Source organism: Nostoc sp. DedSLP04 (assembly GCF_034530775.1).
Classification (GTDB): domain Bacteria; phylum Cyanobacteriota; class Cyanobacteriia; order Cyanobacteriales; family Nostocaceae; genus Nostoc.
The window spans coordinates 1-19,549 of sequence record NZ_JAVRCL010000043.1 but is presented as its reverse complement, the minus strand read 5'-3'; the positions used below and the strand labels follow the sequence as shown (position 1 = coordinate 19,549).

20 protein-coding genes are annotated in these 19,549 nt (G+C 40.9%); 8 read left to right on the top strand and 12 right to left on the bottom strand.

Annotated features, from left to right (window positions below):
• Window positions 1-98 precede the first annotated feature (98 nt).
• The 10 genes from RMX89_RS22725 to RMX89_RS22680 form a co-directional block, all read right to left on the bottom strand.
• Window positions 99-935: a carbohydrate ABC transporter permease gene (locus RMX89_RS22725; protein WP_322690533.1), complete on the bottom strand. Its 837-nt coding sequence runs from the start codon at window positions 933-935 to the stop codon at window positions 99-101.
• Window positions 936-1,021: 86 nt separating this feature from the next.
• Complete coding sequence (locus RMX89_RS22720; RefSeq protein WP_322690532.1) at window positions 1,022-1,447, bottom strand: HNH endonuclease signature motif containing protein; 426 nt, start codon at window positions 1,445-1,447, stop codon at window positions 1,022-1,024.
• Window positions 1,444-1,785 (bottom strand): hypothetical protein, encoded by a 342-nt coding sequence (locus RMX89_RS22715; RefSeq protein ID WP_322690531.1) that lies wholly within the window; start codon window positions 1,783-1,785, stop codon window positions 1,444-1,446. The genes RMX89_RS22720 and RMX89_RS22715 overlap by 4 nt, the downstream gene beginning before the upstream one ends.
• 106 nt (window positions 1,786-1,891) lie before the next feature.
• Window positions 1,892-2,170, bottom strand: coding sequence for a hypothetical protein (locus RMX89_RS22710; protein ID WP_322690530.1), 279 nt, complete (start codon window positions 2,168-2,170; stop codon window positions 1,892-1,894).
• Between the two features lie 260 nt (window positions 2,171-2,430).
• Window positions 2,431-3,441: a catalase family protein gene (locus RMX89_RS22705; protein ID WP_322690529.1), complete on the bottom strand. Its 1,011-nt coding sequence runs from the start codon at window positions 3,439-3,441 to the stop codon at window positions 2,431-2,433.
• Window positions 3,438-4,055, bottom strand: coding sequence for a 5-formyltetrahydrofolate cyclo-ligase (locus RMX89_RS22700; protein WP_322671165.1), 618 nt, complete (start codon window positions 4,053-4,055; stop codon window positions 3,438-3,440). Before RMX89_RS22700 ends, RMX89_RS22705 begins: the two co-directional genes overlap by 4 nt.
• 73 nt (window positions 4,056-4,128) lie before the next feature.
• Window positions 4,129-5,073, bottom strand: a complete 945-nt coding sequence (locus RMX89_RS22695) for a GDP-L-fucose synthase (protein ID WP_322690528.1) — start codon at window positions 5,071-5,073, stop codon at window positions 4,129-4,131.
• A 23-nt stretch (window positions 5,074-5,096) separates the two neighbouring features.
• Entirely contained in the window at window positions 5,097-6,176 is a 1,080-nt protein-coding gene (gene gmd / locus RMX89_RS22690) for a GDP-mannose 4,6-dehydratase (protein WP_322683489.1), read from the bottom strand.
• Between the two features lie 462 nt (window positions 6,177-6,638).
• The gene (locus RMX89_RS22685) at window positions 6,639-7,394 is read right to left on the bottom strand and encodes a sugar transferase (protein ID WP_322671249.1); all 756 of its coding nucleotides are present in this window, start codon (window positions 7,392-7,394) and stop codon (window positions 6,639-6,641) included.
• Between the two features lie 111 nt (window positions 7,395-7,505).
• Entirely contained in the window at window positions 7,506-8,648 is a 1,143-nt protein-coding gene (locus RMX89_RS22680) for a glycosyltransferase (protein WP_322690527.1), read from the bottom strand.
• A 278-nt stretch (window positions 8,649-8,926) separates the two neighbouring features.
• On the opposite strand from RMX89_RS22680, the gene RMX89_RS22675 reads away from it, so the two are divergent.
• Window positions 8,927-9,865: an NAD-dependent epimerase/dehydratase family protein gene (locus tag RMX89_RS22675; protein WP_322690526.1), complete on the top strand. Its 939-nt coding sequence runs from the start codon at window positions 8,927-8,929 to the stop codon at window positions 9,863-9,865.
• A 43-nt stretch (window positions 9,866-9,908) separates the two neighbouring features.
• On the opposite strand, the gene RMX89_RS22670 is transcribed toward RMX89_RS22675, so the two are convergent.
• Window positions 9,909-10,643: a Uma2 family endonuclease gene (locus RMX89_RS22670; protein ID WP_322690525.1), complete on the bottom strand. Its 735-nt coding sequence runs from the start codon at window positions 10,641-10,643 to the stop codon at window positions 9,909-9,911.
• 223 nt (window positions 10,644-10,866) lie between these two features.
• Between RMX89_RS22670 and RMX89_RS22665 the strand changes: the two genes are divergently transcribed.
• Entirely contained in the window at window positions 10,867-11,751 is an 885-nt protein-coding gene (locus RMX89_RS22665; protein WP_322690524.1) for an SMP-30/gluconolactonase/LRE family protein, read from the top strand.
• Window positions 11,752-12,146: 395 nt separating this feature from the next.
• On the opposite strand, the gene pgsA is transcribed toward RMX89_RS22665, so the two are convergent.
• On the bottom strand, window positions 12,147-12,683 hold the full coding sequence (pgsA, locus tag RMX89_RS22660) for a CDP-diacylglycerol--glycerol-3-phosphate 3-phosphatidyltransferase (protein WP_322671158.1): 537 nt from the start codon (window positions 12,681-12,683) through the stop codon (window positions 12,147-12,149).
• 137 nt (window positions 12,684-12,820) lie between these two features.
• On the opposite strand from pgsA, the gene RMX89_RS22655 reads away from it, so the two are divergent.
• The 6 genes from RMX89_RS22655 to RMX89_RS22630 all read left to right on the top strand — a co-directional run bounded on the left by RMX89_RS22655 (window position 12,821) and on the right by RMX89_RS22630 (window position 19,288).
• Entirely contained in the window at window positions 12,821-14,242 is a 1,422-nt protein-coding gene (locus RMX89_RS22655; protein WP_322690523.1) for an aspartate ammonia-lyase, read from the top strand.
• Between the two features lie 170 nt (window positions 14,243-14,412).
• Complete coding sequence (locus tag RMX89_RS22650; protein WP_322690522.1) at window positions 14,413-15,384, top strand: DUF362 domain-containing protein; 972 nt, start codon at window positions 14,413-14,415, stop codon at window positions 15,382-15,384.
• A 1,342-nt stretch (window positions 15,385-16,726) separates the two neighbouring features.
• The gene (locus RMX89_RS22645; RefSeq protein ID WP_104905165.1) at window positions 16,727-16,912 is read left to right on the top strand and encodes a hypothetical protein; all 186 of its coding nucleotides are present in this window, start codon (window positions 16,727-16,729) and stop codon (window positions 16,910-16,912) included.
• Between the two features lie 419 nt (window positions 16,913-17,331).
• Window positions 17,332-17,844: an inorganic diphosphatase gene (locus RMX89_RS22640; RefSeq protein WP_322690521.1), complete on the top strand. Its 513-nt coding sequence runs from the start codon at window positions 17,332-17,334 to the stop codon at window positions 17,842-17,844.
• A 146-nt stretch (window positions 17,845-17,990) separates the two neighbouring features.
• Window positions 17,991-18,374 (top strand): aspartate 1-decarboxylase, encoded by a 384-nt coding sequence (gene panD / locus RMX89_RS22635; RefSeq protein WP_094349223.1) that lies wholly within the window; start codon window positions 17,991-17,993, stop codon window positions 18,372-18,374.
• An 11-nt stretch (window positions 18,375-18,385) separates the two neighbouring features.
• Window positions 18,386-19,288, top strand: a complete 903-nt coding sequence (locus RMX89_RS22630; RefSeq protein WP_322671154.1) for an MBL fold metallo-hydrolase — start codon at window positions 18,386-18,388, stop codon at window positions 19,286-19,288.
• Window positions 19,289-19,549 lie beyond the last annotated feature (261 nt).

Genomic DNA, 19,549 nt, shown 5'->3' with positions numbered 1-19,549 from the left:
GGAGTTTTGTTTATCTCCTTGTCCCCTTGTCTCCCTTGTCTCCCTCATCTACCACTTTCTTATTCTAAATTCTGAATTCTGAATTCTGAATTCTTTTTTCATCCCTTGACGCCGCTACCTGTTTCTGTGGGTACAATGTAACGTTGTAAAAACAAAAATAGTAATAATACTGGAGCGATCGCAATCACTGAGCCAGCCGCTACTAACCGCCAGTCAAGGGAAAATGTACCTGCTAGCTTGGCGACTCCCAAGGGAAGAGTATATAAATTTTCGTCTTGGATGACAATTAAAGGCCACAAAAAGTCACTCCAAGCACCAATGAATACGAAAATAGCTAAAGTTACCAGTGCTGGGCGAACTGCTGGTAACATAATATGCCACCATAATCCTAACTCTGAGCTGCCATCCATCCGGGCGGCTTCTTCTATTTCTTTGGGGACACTCATGAAAGCTTGGCGCAACAGAAAAATGCCAAAGGCAGAAGCTAAACTCGGAAAAATCATCCCTAAATAAGTATTTCTCAAACCCATCTGGACTGTCAAAATATAAAGGGGAATCATTACGATTTGGAAGGGAATCATAATCGTAGAGACGATCGCTACAAAAATCCAGTCTCGCCCGACAAACGATAATCTTGCCAAGGGATAGGCAGCTAAAGCGCAAAACAGCAGATTTAAGCCCACAGTCAGCACTGACACCAAAATACTGTTATACAGGTATTGTCCAAAAGGTAGGGAGTTCCACACACTAGAGAAGTTATTTAGTGTCGGTTGACTGGGTAGCAACTGTGGCGGCGACTGAAAAATATTTTCCGTTGGCGATTTCAGGGCTGTACTAATTAGCCATAGTAAAGGAAAGAGCATCAACAGTGCGATCGCTCCCAATAGCGCATACATTAGCAGAATCTGCGATCGTGATTTTTTCCAGTTCAGCATTTGATTAATAACTTTCCCAGTTCTCTAAATATTTATTACAACTTTCTTGATAACGTTATAACTTGCTTTCAATATTTTGCACTTGCTCAAATATTTTGTGGATGCTCACCCATTTTCACCCACATTTTCCGCACACGAGTTAATTGCGGACGATTCATTTTTAAAGTATAAATTATTGCTCTACCAATGGTTGTAAGTCCTATAATTTCTGTAACATCTTCACTCCAAGTAAAATGGTTTGCCCACAGTTGCTGTTGTGGATTAAATAATTTAACCTCATTCTGAGTATTAGGGTCAATTGCTGTTTGGCGAGTTGCTTTATAACGATTACAAGATGGACAAGCCAAGCATAGATTTTCAAATGCAGTTTTCCCTCCAGCAGACAAAGGAATGATATGCTCAAATTCAAAGGTAGTGACTGTTAAAGCTTCAGCAGTGCGACAGTAAGCACAACAATCAGCAAAATAATTACGAATTCCCTTTTTTAATTCAACAGGAATGTAAACACTCACGCTAGTTGCTGTTTATTTTGAAAAATATTTAAGGTATATCTAGCTCTAGTTTTAATAATATTTAATTGGTCAACCTGTGCCAATAATCTGTCTAAAGTTTCAGTTTCTTCATCTGACAAATCATTGTCAGTATTTTTAACTAATAATTCCTGTAACTGTATCTGAGCTTTGGGAGATAAATAACTTTCTGCCAAAGCTTGCAACTCATCTACATTTAAACCAATCAATAATTCCGAATCTACAGATAAGTTAGTTAACTGTTGATAAGTTTCTAAATCTAACAGCACCCCAACTTTTTTTCCCTCTGCGTTAGTGACATACTGAACTGAGTCAGACATAGCTTTACTTAAGAATTTGCTTAATTTTATTCTAACCTATCATTAAAAATCTGCTTAAACAAATTCACCTATTTATGTTATGGAATTTATTCACATATTAATATAATTAAGTCTCTTCACTTTTTGAACTCCCTAATTCTTCCAGTACATCAAAGAAGTCGTTCATTATTTTTTCATCAACTTCTTTTACATCACTCCATGTTTGACTATTGTGAATGATATCTTGTGCCTTATAATAAGAAATGCTCAAAGCATTTTTTAAAATTTCAATTGATTCGGTTTTTGAATAATTACTCAATCTCAATAAATTAATAACGGATTCTCGATCTGCGAATTCAATCAATATATTATTCAGTTTTTGAGTTAGTTCACTATCTTTATTCATCTTGGTCTCTAATAGAGAAAAGGCATTCTGTTGTACAAATTAAATAAATATTTATCAGATTTTTTAAGCTATTATCCACAGAAGAATCATCTACAACAGTCCTAAAATTATTCGTTAAAAACCAGATTCCTGACTTGTTATAAAATTCGGGAATCTGGGTTTATCAAGTTTTACTAGTCAGATATTATTGCAATAAACTGAGATACTGTGCACACCGCTTTCAAAGATTTATTTTACAGTTTGAAACCAATTTATAGTCGTTAATCTTCAATCGCTACATAAGGTTGTGGTTCCCGCGATCGTTGGGCAATTTGTTCTCTTCGATACTTTGCAAGTTCGCTGTAAAGCCTCTTACGAGAGAGATTTACACTTCCAACAGGCTCATGCTCTAGCAGCGTATGCCAAGGGGAAAACAATATACCCTCATCTAAGCGTTTGCGTTCTTCAAAGTCAAATTTCTGACTGGGAATACGGACAGTTGCAACTTTAATAAACGGTGAATCTGCTTCTTGCCATTCCTGAACGTGGTCTTCAATCGGTGTTTTGTCGTCATCTACATAAAACTGAATTAGGAAGTCAAAAGACGCTTCTCGACCTTCTTCAGTCAAATATTTGACCAGCGTTTCTCGAAGGTAATTTTCTGATTCTGGAAGTGTTTCTGGTGGTTTTTCAGGCTGTTGAGATTTGACAGATAATTTTACAATCCGCTCACCAAATTTAAACGGAGCCATACTCCAATATTGAATCAAAAGTGGATTTCCTAACTTTTTGCTACCAATTTTTTGCAAGATAGCAAAGGCGTAACCAAGTTCTTCCAGCCGTTCTGGGGAAAGTTTTCCACTACCTGCTTGGGAAAGATCGGCGTAATCACGAACATCTTTAGTCAAGAAAATAGGATAATTGTTGAGTATAAAATCTTGAGTTTTTTCTTCATCATCCAAGACTTTTTGCCCGTCCACATTCATCACCTTGATGGCGATACCGCGAACATCAGGCTGGCTATCAGAGTGAAATTTACCACGTTTTTCAGGCGAACCACCACTAGAGAAACGAATCCACGCAGGATAGGTTTGAGGCGTTTTGAACAAACCTACTTTTAGGTCTTCAGGAAGATTGGGTTCAATAATAAACTCTCCCCAAACGAGTCCATGACTTTTGCTATGAATTTGGCGGAGGTCTGGGCCTGTTTTTTGTTGAGCTTGGAGACTACTTGCTATAATTTCGTCAATTATTGCTTCCTGCTCAGTGGTAGATGACGTTGGATTAGTCATAAAACATTTGATAATGTGTCCTCATTATCCTGAATCCTGGAACCTTTTTGAGTCAATCCGGTTTCCGTACAAATAACTTGTAGTGGTTTATCCCAAGGTTCAATAGGTATATGAGACAAATAGGCAAAATCAAAGACAATTCCGATAGTCGGCTTTGTCTGCCATTGCGGTAAACTGAGCAAGCGATCGTAATATCCGCCGCCATAGCCTAAGCGATATCCTTGATAGTCACAAGCGACACTAGGGACGAGAATCAAATCTACTTCGGCAGCATCTAAGATTGGAGCGTCGGGGTGTGGTTCACTAATCCCATAAGCGCCACTTTGGATAGGAACACTCGGTGTCCAAATATGCCAACATAGGGATTTATCAACGCAGCGAGGAAATCCCCAACGGTATTTTGTGTTTGCAAATAGTGGAGTGAGATCGGGTTCTTGGCGAAAGCTGAAATAAGCGAGTATTGTTTTTGCTTGGGTAAACAAAGTAGAGTTTTGTAAATGAAAGCATAAGCGATCGCTTTTTTCTCTCCATTCTCCAACGGACATTGATTTACGTCTTTTAAGTAGAGTGCGGCGCAGTTGTGCTTTATTTAGTTGATGATTGACTTTGTCCATATAAATAAAAATATTCAAAAAAATAAGCTGGGCATCGCCCAGCTTGTATCACTCTACATTCAGCAGTACATTGTTATGCAGCGTGTTGACGATACCACTCAATGGTATTCTTTAGCCCTTGCTCAAAGCTCACCTGAGCCGTGAAATTAAAGGCAAGATTTGCTCGTTCAGTATCTAAACAGCGGCGGGGTTGACCATTAGGCTTATCAGTTTGCCACACAATTTCCCCCTTAAACTCCATCAAGTCGCAAATTAGAGTTACTAAATCAAGAATGGAGATTTCATAACCTGTTCCCAAATTAACTGGTTCCGATTCATTATAGAATTGAGTCCCCATCACAATCCCCCGCGCTGCATCTTCTGAATAGAGAAACTCACGGGTAGGACTGCCATCACCCCAAACTGCAAGTTGTTTTTCTGCATTAATTTGGGCTTCGTGAACTTTGCGAACTAATGCTGGAATGACATGAGAACTTCCGGGGTCAAAGTTATCTTCTGGGCCATATAAATTTACTGGCAGTAGGTAAATCCCATTAAAACCGTACTGCTGACGGTAAGATTGCAATTGAACTAAAAGCGCTTTTTTTGCAATTCCGTAAGGGGCGTTAGTTTCCTCTGGGTAACCATTCCACAGATCGTCTTCTTTGAATGGTACTGGAGTGAATTTAGGATAGGCGCAGATTGTGCCAACACAAACAAATTTTTCTACTCCAGCTTGATACGCAGCGTGAATTAGCTGGGTTCCCATGATCAAGTTATCGTAAAACAACTCTGCGGGTTTTTCGCGGTTTAAACCGATACCACCGACATGAGCTGCTAGATGGATGATTATGTCTTGCTGGTCAACTGCACGCTGACTATTTTCCCAGACACGCAAATCGAAATCGCGCGATCGCGGTATTGTAATTTTCTCGCGATCGGCTCCTGCTTTACACAGTTGATCTATCACCTGACGGCCTAGAAACCCCGATCCACCAGTGACTAGAATCCGTTTATTTTTTAGTTCTAAGGCGGTCATATTTTATCCTCTGTGATGCCAAATCAGAAGTGCAAAGCGCCCAGTGTTTGACGAATAGTCGCAATGTCATCTGGAAATTGCGAACCTTTTCCATTGGGTGAAGTATGACCCAATGCTTGTAAGTCTGCTTCTACCATTAGGGAAACTAGTTCTTCAAAGGTTACTGATGGTGCCCAGCCCAAGTTCTGCCGTGCTTTGGTAGAATCGCCAATCAACAACTCTACTTCAGATGGACGCAGGTAACGCTCATCAAACTCTACATAATCTTGCCAATTAAGATTCACATAACTAAATGCCAGTTCCAAAAACTCTCGTACCGAGTGGGTTTCACCAGTAGCAATTACGTAATCGTCTGGCTGGTCTTTCTGCAACATCAACCACATTGCTTTGACGTAATCCTTCGCATAGCCCCAATCTCGCTTGGCATCTAGATTACCCATATAAATCTTTTTCTGCTTCCCAGCAACGATACCAGCTACCGCTCTAGTAATTTTGCGGGTTACAAAGGTTTCACCCCGCCGTGGTGACTCGTGGTTAAAAAGTATGCCATTACAAGCAAACAAATTATAAGATTCACGATAATTTACAGTTTGCCAGTGAGCGTAAACTTTCGCACAGGCATAGGGACTGCGGGGATAAAAGGGCGTTGTCTCAGTTTGAGGTATTGCTTGTACTAAACCGTACATTTCTGAAGAACCCGCCTGGTAAAATCGCACCTGAATTCCGGTACGATGCTGGTAGTCTCGAATTGCTTCCAACAGACGCAATGTCCCCATTCCTACTGCATCTACTGTATATTCTGGTGAATCAAAGCTGACTCTGACGTGGGATTGAGCGCCGAGGTTGTAAATTTCTACTGGCTTTACTTCTTCTAAAATACGCCGTAACGTTGTACCGTCTGTCAAGTCACCGTAGTGAAGAAACAAGCGCACTCCCTCTTTGTGGGGGTCTTCGTAAATGTGATCGATGCGGTCTGTGTTGAAGGTAGAAGTCCGGCGAATTACCCCATGAACCTCATAACCTTGTTCCAACAAAAACTCACTTAGATATGAACCATCTTGTCCAGTAATACCAGTAATCAACGCTCGCTTCTGTTGCGTCATGCTCAATTATCCCTTATTGTCTTTGATTAAAAAGTTACAGCCAATCTGATACAACCTAGCAACTAATTGCTGAATTGCCTAATGGGAAACCTACGAGTTCTTGTTTTTATGAGACTTTTTCCGTAAATAAATATACTGAAGAAAAAGCAATTTAGCACGTAAGTCCAACATTTAGATAACTCAAAATTATTTAATTATGTATATTTTCTTTTACCAGACGATCGAGATTATTTTTATATATATTTTTTGTCAAAACTTCATATATCTCTAGTTATGTGAAGACTTAATAAAATAGCCATTTGAAATTAGACTTCTGGCAAAAGTACCAAATATCCACACTCACAGAAGTCTGAATTAAGTAGAAAAGCACAAATGATAGAAATAAACATGAGCAATCCTGTGAGGGGAGAATTGGTACTTAGGGGCATTAACTGCCCCACAGAATCCACCCTAAGTATTTACTTAGTATGCGCCGTTATTTTTGGGTAGAATTACTACATCAACAGTTTTCAAGATGATCCATAAATCAAGCCAGAAATTCCTAAATTTGACATAATGCAGGTCTATTTGGACTCTCCGAGGATAGGGAATGTCATTACGCCCAGATACCTGCCACAAACCAGTAATTCCTGGACGGATTGTTAAAATCTCATCAATGTGATAACCGTATTTTGGAAGTTCTTCTCTTACCAAGGGTCGGGGCCCGACTACACTCATATCCCCTTTTAAAACGTTCCAGAACTGGGGAAATTCGTCTAAGCTAGTAATTCGCAAAAATCGACCAATTTTGGTAATCCGGGGGTCTTGTTTTAGCTTAAAACTGCTCTCAAATTCTTGTCGCAATTCGGGCGATGTTTCCATCATTTGCATGAGGATTTCATCCGCATTGCTTACCATTGTTCGGAATTTAATACAATTAAACGCTTTGTAATTTTTCCCTACCCGTTCCTGGACATAAAATATTGGCCCTTCTGAGCTGAAGGCAATCAGCAAGGCCAAAATTAAGTAGACGGGGAAGAACAAAATCAATACCGACAGCGAAAACACTATATCGAACAGTCGCTTGGCAAACTCTCCGTTTAAACCCTGAAAAGATAAACCTTTGGGCTTAACTTTTGGCGTCTTCGTTTTTTGACCGCGTTTTAAGAAACGCACAGACGCTCTAGTGTCTTGCCTTACGCCTCGCTTGCCGGAGAGGAGTGAGCTCTGGGCAGTCATCATACTCCTTAATAATCCACACCACACATAGTCCCAATATTAAAGCCAAAATGAGATGCTTCTGGGGGAAATTGCCAAAAGCCTAAAAAAATAAGACCTTAATCAAGACCATCATTGCAAAAATGGTCTTTTTTCGTTGCACTTGTTTACAAAATCTAGATAACGATCTGCAAAGATTTGCGGTGAAAACTGCGCAGCGTGCGATCGCATATACTCAGAATTGAACGAACCCTCATACATTTCAAACTTTTCTACTGCCTCCACCAAAGCCGCCTCTGTTTGCGTCTTGAAAAATATACCTGTCCCTGTATCCGCATCAGAGCGAATATCTCGCACTGTTTCTAAAGCACCCCCTGCACCATAAGCAATCACTGGCGTGCCGCAAGCTTGTGCTTCTATTAAGGCAATACCAAAATCTTCACAAGCTGCATATACAAACGCCTTAGCCCTAGACATATATTTTTTTACCACATTATCGGGTTGCCATCCCAGTATTTGGATATTAGAGTTTGCCATCTCGCGAATCTTGTTCATTTCATCTCCTGTACCAATGACTACTAACGGTCGTTTTAGTTGATTAAAAGCCTTGACAATCAACGATATTTGCTTGTAACTCACTAACCGGGAAACTGTCAGGTAGAAGTCTTCTTTCTCAGACAGAAACGGAAATTGAGCAATATTCACTGGTGGGTAAATGACTGTTGCTTCTCGTCGATAGCAACGCCAAATCCGCCGAGCTGTATGTTGCGAGTTGGCAATGAAATAATCAACGCGATTGGCACTCAATACATCCCACTGGCGCAAACGATGTAATAAATATCGCGTCACCCATCCAGGTAAGCCACTACCCAGTTTGCTGTGGTGCAGATAATCAAAGGTCAAGTCCCAGGCATAGCGCATAGGGCTGTGACAGTAGCAAATATGCATCTGTTCGGGAGTGGTAAGGATTCCTTTGGCAACAGCATGGGATGAAGACAGAATGACATCATAATGCCGCAAATCCATTTGTTCAATTGCCAAGGGCCACAAAGGCAAGTATTTTTGTATACCGTTGCGGGCATAAGGAAAGTTCTGGAGAAACGTCTTACCAATTTGACGCTTATATAAATAACTTTCAGGATTGCTGGATTCAAAATCGATGAGAGCATACAAATCAGCATCAATGTGATTCAAAATTTCTCGGACAACGAGTTCTGAACCACCGGTGGCTTTGGGTGTTAGCCACTCATGAACCAGAGCATATTTCAAGGGCACAGCTAACTTGAATAAATGGAAAATACAAAGGCCAACTTGATGACGTTAACTTAAAAGTTTCCTCTTGTGATTAATTAACGGGAAGCGCCCCAGATTAGCACATAAGACGGAATCTTTCCCTTAGAGGTTCCAGATGGATACTACAACCTGATAATCTCAGATTGGGCATGGGGCATTGGGCATGGGGCATTGGGCATTAGTTATTTCTTTTTGTCTCCCTAATTCCTAGTCCCCAGTCCCTACTCCCTCGATGAAAACTGATATGAAAGGGTGAATTTATGCGAATTCTGATTATGGGTGGTACTCGGTTCATTGGTGTTTATTTGACTCAATTACTGGTGGAACAAGGACACGAGGTGGTGCTGTTCAATCGTGGAAATCGGCCAGCACCTTCTTTAAAGGGAGTAGGACAAATTATAGGCGATCGCACAGATGCTACTCAATTAAAAGCAAAATTATCACAAGAAAACTTTGATGTCATTTTTGACAATAACGGGCGAGAACTTACTGATACTCAACCATTAGCAGAAATTTTTCAAGACCGAGTGCAACATTTTGTGTATATGAGTTCTGCGGGAGTGTATCTCAAATCCGATCAATTGCCACATGTAGAAGGCGATGCTGTAGATCCCAAAAGTCGTCATAAGGGTAAACATGAAACAGAAGCTTACCTGACTCAATTGGGATTACCTTTTACTTCCATTCGTCCTACTTATATTTACGGGCCTCGTAATTATAATGAGTTGGAAGGCTGGTTTTTTGATAGAATTGTGCGCGATCGCCCCGTTCCTATTCCCGGAAATGGTTTGCATATCACCCAGCTAGGTCATGTAAAAGACTTGGCGCTGGCAATGACTCAGGTTTTGGGCAATGAAAAAGCCATAGGACAGATTTATAATATCTCTGGCGATCGCTTTGTCACTTTTGATGGTTTAGCCCGTGCTAGCGCTGTTGCTGCTGGCAAATCACCCGATGCTGTCAAAATCGTCCACTACGACCCGAAAAAGTTTGATTTCGGCAAGCGCAAAGCTTTTCCGATGCGGGTGCAGCATTTCTTTGCTTCGGTAAATAAAGCGCAAACAGAATTAAATTGGCATCCTGAATATGATTTGATTTCTGGGTTACAAGATTCTCTGGAAAATGATTATTTGGCTAATGCAAAAGATAAAGCTGAAGTAGATTTTTCTGTAGATGAGGAAATTTTAAAAGCGTTGTGAGTAAAGATGTTTAGGGGCATATCGCTGTCTGCCCCTCACATCTTCATAACTCATCAGGATTAACGCCTAACTCTCGCAGTTGTGCTGCTAATCTGTTAGCACGTTGACTTTCTCGTTCTAGTTTTTCTAGCGGTGTGGGCAGCCAATTCCCACTTGCATCATACCAACGTAGCCACAATCGCTCAATTTGTTGGTAAGAACCTTGCCAAAGTCCTAAGCCCAGTTCCAAACCCGGCATCCACACCCGTGGGGTACTCAAGTCCAATTCGCTGTAACAGTCTGCAACTAATTGGAATGCTTGGAGTTTGTCAGTGTAGCGGTCAAACACAATGTAGTAAGGAACTCGCAAAATCCGCTCATAAACTTCCCATTTGGTCGGTGGTTGGTTAATCTCCCGCAGAGTTTGTCCTAAATCTTCTTTTTCAGTGCCAGGAGAAAGCAATTCTACCACTACAAAAGGAGCAACCCCTTCTTGCCAGATGACGTAACTTAGACGCAAGTTTTGCTGTTCGTAGAGACGTGAAACTCCCACAGCTGCAAACCAGTCTGGGCGTTTGTACCATAGTGTATGCCGGAGGTCATAATAAAGATTTAAGTCACTGGCAACAAATACCTCCTCTGTTGGATAGTTAGGTGGACGGAAGGTTTCGCGCAGAAGTTGGGGCTGAAAAAGGTGAAATTCGTCAGGCAAACCAGAGTCCTCCGGGTATTCACTGGGAAGATCGTACATGGTTGGTAAGACTTCTTTAGGAGATAGAGGCGGGTCTGTTTGGTACATAAAGGGAATCCTGACCGACTAATTTTAAGTTAACGGATCGCGGTAAAGATTGAGTCAAAATCAAAAATATTTTCTTCTACCTGAGAAAGACGCGATAAATTGCGTTTTTAGTCTTTACTGAAATAGGAATGAAAATTTTCTCTATTAGTCAGGCAAATCTTTTTGAAAATTGCCTGAATGCTACTGAAACTAGTTTTTGTAAATACCATTGTTGGTTGATAAAATGAGCCAGATTGTGCAATATCCACTCCACAATGTACTAGAAGCCCGTGCGCGTTTAGGTGAAGGGCCTATCTGGGATTCTACCCAAAACCTAATTTACTGGGTTGATATTTACAACCATCGAGTGCATCAATTCGACCCTGCAACAGGAAAAAATTGCTTTTTTGATGTGGGAGATGTGGTAGGTGCGATCGCAACAGCAGGTGCAGATAGATTAATTATGGCACTACGTCATCACCTAGCATTCCTCAACACCCAGACAGGCGAAGTTACTCCCATTTTGGAGATTGAAGCAAATCTGCCAGAGAACCGCCTCAATGATGGCAAATGTGACCCTCAAGGCCGCTTTTGGATCGGTTCAATGTCTTCTTCAGAAAAACCCCATGCTAACCTCTATCGCTATGATGCTGATGGCTCATTACATGTGATGGAAACAGGATTGACTATCTCTAATGGGTTGGGTTGGAGTCCAGATCAGAAGACATTTTACTTAGCTGATTCTCCTCACCAAAAAATATATGCTTATGACTTTGATTCAGTAACAGGTAATATTATCAACCGCAGAACTTTTGTTGATTTAACTCATGAATCTTTCCATCCAGATGGGTTAACAATAGATAGTCAAGGAAATATTTGGTCAGCGATGTGGGATGGGTGGTGTGTGATTCGTTTCAATCCCAAGGGTGAAGAAATATTGCGGATTAATCTACCCGTTCCACTCGTAACGAGTTGTACCTTTGGTGGCAAAGATTTGCAAACACTCTACATTACTACCGCTTCAGTTGGACTCAGCCAAGCGGAGATAGAAAAAAGTTTCTACTCAGGTGATTTGTTTGCTCTCCAAACTGATGTTACTGGATTACCTAGCTATAATTTTGATAAATAAAGTATTAGCTGTGTAAAAGTGAAGCGCTAAATTTGCCTCTCGTATTCGTTCAACTCAACTCTTTACTTGTTTGCGAATTCTAAAAATTCCGAGTTCCGAGTTTTGATCTCGAAGTTTCCAGTTCTGATCCTGAAGTTTCGAGTTTTGAATCTCAAGTTTCGAGTTCTGATCTCGAAATTCTGAGTTCTGATCTCGAAATTCCGAGTTTTGATCTCGAAGTTTCGAGTTCTGATCCTGAAGTTTCGAGTTCTGATCCTGAAGTTTCGAGTTCTGATCTCGAAGTTTCCAGTTTTGATCTCGAAGTTTTGAGTTTTGATCTCAAAACTCCGAGTTTTGCTCTTGAAATTCTGAGTTTTGAGGTTGTTGCCAATATTCCTGTGTAGCTTATTCGTGGTTCACTTTACATCTAATATGGTATTTTCCTTAATTGGATTTTGCGGCAAAAGATAAATACCACCAGAAATTAAAGTTAGGGCAACAGAAACCCAAAAGGCAATCAGAGAGGGAGTTTGCCACACTTCAGGTAAGGGTGCAATTAAAAGTGCGATCGCAACTATTTGACTAACAGTTTTGAGTTTACCCCAAATATTCGCCCCGGTAATCGTCGTTTGATTCACCCGCCAACCAGCGATCGCTAATTCCCGCGCTAAAATCAAAAACACTCCCCAAGCCGGTATTTTTTCTAGTTCAATCAAAACCATCAATGGCGCAAGTACTAGAAATTTATCCACTAAGGGGTCGAGAAATTTACCCAACTCACTAATTTGGTTGAGTTTCCGCGCCAAATAGCCATCTAACCAATCAGTTAACGCCGCAACGATAAAAATCGCCAAACATATCCACCTAGCTTGTGGTGTGGGATTGTACAAGCCATAAAGCAGAAATGGTACACCTAGAAGGCGAGAGAAGGTAATCCAGTTGGGTAGCGTCATTGAAAATTCAAAATTCAAAATTAACAAGTGTAAAGCAACAACCTGGCAAGCAAATATGCAAAATATATGCAGATTAGTGTATCTGAGTGTGCCTGCGTGGGAAAATCTGTTTTCTGAAGCTCTCTTAAAACAATACTATGACTGAACACACAGACTCTCAATTCCGCATCGAACGCGATTCGATGGGCGATCGCCAAATTGCTAGTAGCGTTTATTACGGTATACAAACGCTACGAGCCATAGAAAACTTCCCCATTAGCGGCATTAAGCCTTTAGCTACCTACGTAGATGCAGGATTAATCATTAAAAAAGCTACAGCAATTGTCAATGGAGAACTAAATTGCATTCCCCAAGATATTAGTCAGGCGATTGTCCAAGCAACTGATGAAATCTTAGCTGGGAAGTTCCGAGATCAATTTGTTGTGGATGTTTATCAAGCGGGTGCTGGAACATCCCATCACATGAATGTCAATGAAGTTCTCGCAAATCGCGCCTTAGAAATACTTGGTGAAGAAAAGGGCAATTACAAACGTGTTAGTCCTAATGACCACGTTAATTATGGGCAGTCTACCAATGATGTGATTCCGACTGCAATTCGGATTGGTGGATTATTGGCATTATCTAAAACATTACACCCAGCAATAGATGGTGCGATCGCATCTTTAGAAAATAAAGCTGTAGAATTTCAAGATATCGTCAAATCTGGCAGAACCCACTTACAAGACGCAGTACCAGTGCGCTTGGGTGAGAATTTTCGGGCTTGGGCGCAAATTCTTACAGAACACCAAAACCGGATTTATACCGCCTCTGGAGATTTGATGGTGCTGGGTTTGGGAGGTAGCGCAGCCGGAACGGGATTAAATACTCATCCTTTGTATCGCGCCCGCGTGGTAGAAGTTCTTTCAGAATTGATTGAAACTCCTTTAGAACCTGCACCCCATCTCATGGCAGCTATGCAGAGTATGGCGCCATTTGTAAATGTTTCCGGTGCTTTGCGGAACCTAGCCCAGGATTTAGCCAAAATATCTCATGATTTACGGTTGATGGATTCGGGGCCGAAAACTGGTTTCAAAGAAATTCAACTGCCTCCAGTGCAACCCGGTTCCTCGATTATGCCAGGGAAATATAACCCAGTGATGGCAGAGATGACATCAATGGTGTGTTTTCAGGTGATGGGTTACGATAGTGCGATCGCTTTAGCCGCCCAAGCCGGACAATTAGAATTAAATGTGATGATGCCGCTAATTGCCTATAACTTGATTCACAGTATCGAAATTCTCGGCAATACCATCGCTGCACTCACCGAACGCTGCATTGAGGGAATTACTGCCAATCAGGAACGTTGTTTAGCTTATGCTGAAGGCAGTTTAGCTTTAGTAACCGCCCTAAATACCCACATCGGTTATTTAAATGCCGCAGCTGTCGCCAAAGAATCTTTAGAAACTGGTAAATCTTTACGGCAAATTGTTTTAGAACGCGGATTAATGAATGAAACAGATTTAGCCACAGTGTTAAATCTAGAACAAATGAGTGGTATCGTACCACTCAAAACAGAATAATAGATTATGGGGCATTGGGCATTGGGCATGGGGCATTGGGCATTGGGCAATAATTAATAGTTCTTCTTCCCCTGCTTCCCCTGCTTCCCCTACTTCCCCTGCTTCCCCTACTTCCCCTGCTTCCCCTGCTTCCCCTGCTCCCCCTGCTCCCTCTATCCCCTACCTATACCATGCAGACTCAAAAACCAGCTGTTAGTCTTATTCGGGCTACATCTTACGAACAAGAGGCTTTAAGAGAATCCTTAGTCACGCTGCTGGAACCTTTTGGAGGAATGGCAGCGTTTGTAAAAAAAGGCGATCGCGTTTTACTCAAACCGAATCTACTTACCGGATCGCGTCCTGGTAAAGAGTGTATCACCCGTGCCGAACTAGTTTATGAAGTTGCCCAAATGGTAATTGAAGTTGGCGGTAAGCCATTTTTGGGCGATAGTCCTGCTTTTGGTAGTGCCAAGGGTGTAGCAATAGCAAATGGCTATCTGCCTATTTTAGAAGAACTCAATCTTCCCATCATCGATTTTCACGGTCAGCGTTACCAAACCGTTAGTGACAATTTTAACCATCTGCGACTGTCTAAAGAAGCAATGGAAGCAGACGTAGTGATTAACCTACCGAAAGTTAAATCACATGCCCAGTTAACATTAACACTAGGCGTAAAAAACTTGTTTGGTTGCGTTCCCGGCAAAATGAAAGCTTGGTGGCACATGGAAGCGGGAAAAGACGCGAATAGATTTGGTGAAATGTTAGTAGAAACTGCCAGGGCAATTAACCCTAACTTAACCATATTAGATGGCATCATCGGTCACGAAGGAAATGGCCCCAGCAATGGGGAACCTCGCCAACTGGGTATTTTAGCAGCTGCATCAGATATATTTGCCTTAGATCGGGCAATGGTAGAAATCCTCAATGTTTCTCCTGAACAAGTGCCCACAGTTGCAGCTTCTCAAAGGCTAGGAGTTTGTCCAGAACTTGCTGCCATAGAGTTTCCACATTTAAATCCTGACTTATTAAAAATAGAAGATTGGCGGCTACCAGACAAGTTAATCCCTATTGATTTTGGTATGCCCCGCGTCATTAAGTCTACCTTTAAGCATCTTTACACCCGATTTATCAAGGAACCAATCAGTGTTTATGGAAGGCAGTAGGGGGTGGGGAGAAATCAATAGGACTTACGCACTATACAAATCAACCAAAACGTGTACTACGGTATTTAGTCTTTTCAGAGGCTTCAGATAACCCTGATTTATTCCGACATTTGCGATCACTGGATGCAAAACATGGCTAAAATACCCAAATTGTGTTTAGTACTTATGTACGATGCGTAAGTCCTAATCAATTCAAAATTCAACTTGCGCTTCTAGCGCACCAAAGGTGCGACTCAAAATTCAAAATTGTACCCTTACAGGGAAGCAAGCTACGCGCAGCGTCTGTCTGCGACACGCTGCGCGAACGTAGAGAAGAAAAAGACAAGGGGAGAATAACCCATGCCCCATGCCCAATGCCCAATGCCCAATGCCCCATGCCCCATGCCCCATGCCCAATGTCCAATCCCCAATCCTCAATTTAGTGCAAACGTCGTTACAGCAATTTCATTTATTAGCAGAGTAATCTGTAATTACCCTCCGATTGCTTAACTAAACCGCCCTATTATATTTAGTGGCGGTTTTTTTAGCTGATTAATTTGTTATACAATTTTTCGTCTGAGATTTTGATTTATTCAAAAAGTTATACGGATTTAGGATCTGGAAATTGGGATTGGGTATTTTGTTCAGATATGGAGATTTGGTAATAACTTACTACACCTCTAGGCCACCTTCTAAAACTTGTTTACTCTATCTTTATGTAGATTGACAAAACGGCTGTAATATTACATAGATTGCAAACTTTAAATTCTTAAATATTTGTTTAGTGATATCACTGAATCCATTCTGTCTTATACAGTTGATGTATCTGTATTTATTCGGTAGTTATCATTGGTTATAAAAATCATTACTACCTATTTTTTCTCTGGTGTCAAATATTTTTGTGTATAACTACCATATAACAATCAAAAGCACTGAATATCTATCAGTGCAATTGCGGTTTTGTGTCCTGTATCACAAATTAGCAATTCCAGTAAAATGACCTTATCAAAAGCTTTATAGAATGTTATAATCATGAAGTATCGGATAAATATGTTTTGCTAATTAATCTTTAATCAGCGAAAAAATGTAACTTATGATGCTGTCAAAGTTTGCTTTGCGTATGCAACCCGTTACACCATACAAGGAAACACCTGAAAATATTAATTACAAAATAAAACATGATTTGTTTACTTGTAACTTTGTATTAAAAATTCCATGTATAAAAAGGCTACTATGACAGTTGTATAACTGATTTAAATTGTAGAATGCTACACATTTTACAGTTTAAAAATAGCTAAAATAGCATTAATACTCTCACTCAGAGAGTAAACCTACACAGTGTTGCGAAGAACTTCAATTTTGTATGAATTCAAATAGCCAGTCTGCCAATGCCGATACATATTCCCAACGTTTGGCAGACATTGTGGGAACTGCGATCGCTCTGTTGACTCTTACCCTACCCGTATTTGTCATCGCCCACTATTCTTCAACTAATGTTCAAAATAACCAGCAACCTCTGATTCAAAATATACAAAGAAATCAAGATTGATCGAGCTTCCCAGTTGCATTTCCTCATGAGGATATCTACAAAAAAGCAAAACACTGATTTTGTAGACAATCTCTGAAAATATGGGTGTAGTTAGTCAAAAATAAGCTAAATCTGGATTGTGTGACTATAGATTTCAGTTGTCTTAAACATTGTTAGGACAGAAATCCCTCTAACAGTAATTAAGGACGGAAGATATCCATCATACCCTCTTGGAAAAAGCGTTGCGAAGTTTGCTCGTAACGCTTTTTCTATTTTTTGGCTAATTCAAGGGAATAGGTTACATCTGAAAGTTTCTTCCCCAGTGCGCTATGCCATAGAACAAATACCTTGGGAAGAGATCCATATTGCCCTAAAATTCTACACGGGGAGCGAAGCTGACAGAGTGCCCCCATGATTCACAGTTATCAGAGGAGTTTTTTGTGGACTTATCTCGTATTCCTGCCCAACCGAAACCTGGTCTAATCAACGTTCTGATTGAAATTACTGGCAAAAGTAAAAATAAATACGAATACGACAAGGAACTACAAGCTTTTGCTCTAGACCGAGTACTTTATTCCTCAGTACAATATCCTTATGACTACGGCTTTGTACCCAATACTTTGGCTGATGATGGCGATCCCCTAGATGGTATGGTCATAATTGATGAGCCGACCTTTCCCGGCTGTATTATTGCTGCGCGACCAATTGGCTTTTTGGAGATGATTGACGGTGGCGATCGCGATGAAAAAATCCTTTGTGTTCCTGACAAAGATCCGCGCTACACTCAGGTAAAATCTCTGAAAGACGTATCACCACACCGCTTAGATGAAATTGCTGAATTTTTCCGTAGTTATAAAAATTTGGAAAAAAAGGTGACTGAAATTCTCGGTTGGCAAGATGTAGACAAGGTTGCAGCTTTAGTTGAAAAATCCGTCAAAGCTTATAGAGGATAATAGAGGAGTTAAGAGTTAAGAGTTAGGAGTTAAGAGTTAAGAGTTATGAATTTTTATTCCTAACTCCTCACTCCTAACTCCTCACTTCACTTTGCTAACTTTCCCTTGTTACGGATTTTAAAATCTGCCACCAACCCTAAACCAGAATGCAGCGTACTCTCCTTTTGGCAAAAATTCATAACTGCACCCTTACAGGGGCAAATATCAACTACGTAGGTAGTATCAGTATTGATGAAATCCTTTTGGAAAAAGCTGGTATCTTACCTTATGAGCAGGTGCAAGTAGTTAATAGTGCCAACGGTCAGCGCTTTATTACTTATGCGATCCCGGCTCTAGCTCATTCAGGAATCATTGAGCTAAATGGGGGTGCGGCACGTCTAGGCATTATTGGCGATCGCTTGATTATAATGACTTACGGGCAGTTCACTCCAGAAGAGTTAAAAAGTTACTCTCCTACGGTAGTCATTGTGGACGAAAAAAACAGGCTGTTAGAAGTGCGGCGCTACGATGACCTGCTCACTAAGGTCTAATTTCAAGGAAAATGTCAAATTTTGAGTTGTCGGATTCCCAGAGCTACATAAGAGAAAAGTCATCTACCCTGCCAAGTAGCCCAGCAGGTGAGTTTATCGTGCAATTCTGGGGTGTAAGAGGTTTAATTCCTACTCCTAGTAGCAATACCAGTCGTTATGGTGGTAATACCGCTTGTGTAGAAATACATGTAGCTGGGAAACGCTTGATTTTTGATGGCGGTACAGGCTTACGCATATTGGGTAAAACTTGGCAAGAACTGGAACAGCCACTAGAAGCCCATTTATTTTTTACCAACTGCCAATCAAACCGAATTCAAGGATTTCCCTTTTTTGCTCCTGCATTTATTGGAGAAAATTGCTTCCATATTTACGGCACAGCGGCCTCAAATGGAGCCTCAATCAAACAATGTCTGTACGATCAGATGCTCCAGCCACACTTTCCTTACCCTTTACAGGTAATGCAGTCAGAATTGCAATTTTACAATCTGACCCCAGAAAGTGACGTAAAGTTAGATGATGTCACCATTACAATTGCATTAATTAATCAAACTCAGCGGTCAGTTGGCTACCGAGTTAGTTGGCAGGAGTATAGTGTTGCTTATATCACGGATTTGCACCAAAATGCCGATCAAGTGGAGCGAGAGCGGATTTTAGAGTTTATTAAAGGCGTTGACTTGCTGATTGCCAATGCCACTTATACTCCGCCGACATCTCACAACCATGATTCTGCTGATTTACTCTGGCAAGCTGCGGTGAATGCAGCTCTGAATGCTGGCGTCAAACGGCTAGCCATTTCTCATCATCACCCAGATGACCATGATGATTTTCTCGATCGGGTGCAAGTCGATATTAAATCTGCTTTTCCTCAAGCCCTATTAGCCCATGAAGGTCTGGTATTAGTTGTTGGTAAGTGATTTAGAGTCGTTGTAGCGATTTCCTAAGTTATGTTTAGGGTCATAGCCCTGACTGGGGAAGGAAGTTTCGCAGCATTGGTAGCCCTAAACTTTTACTAAAAGTGATTGGCAGCTTTTATAAAAGAGCCGTTTTACCTGTTTTTCTGAGATCGGGCAGGAAGGCTTTTTTTCAGAGTATATGCTCTACTCTGTACAAACTAAACCCAAATTAGACTTATCCGAAAATGGTAAATGTATACGGCAAAGGAATTTCAGCGATTA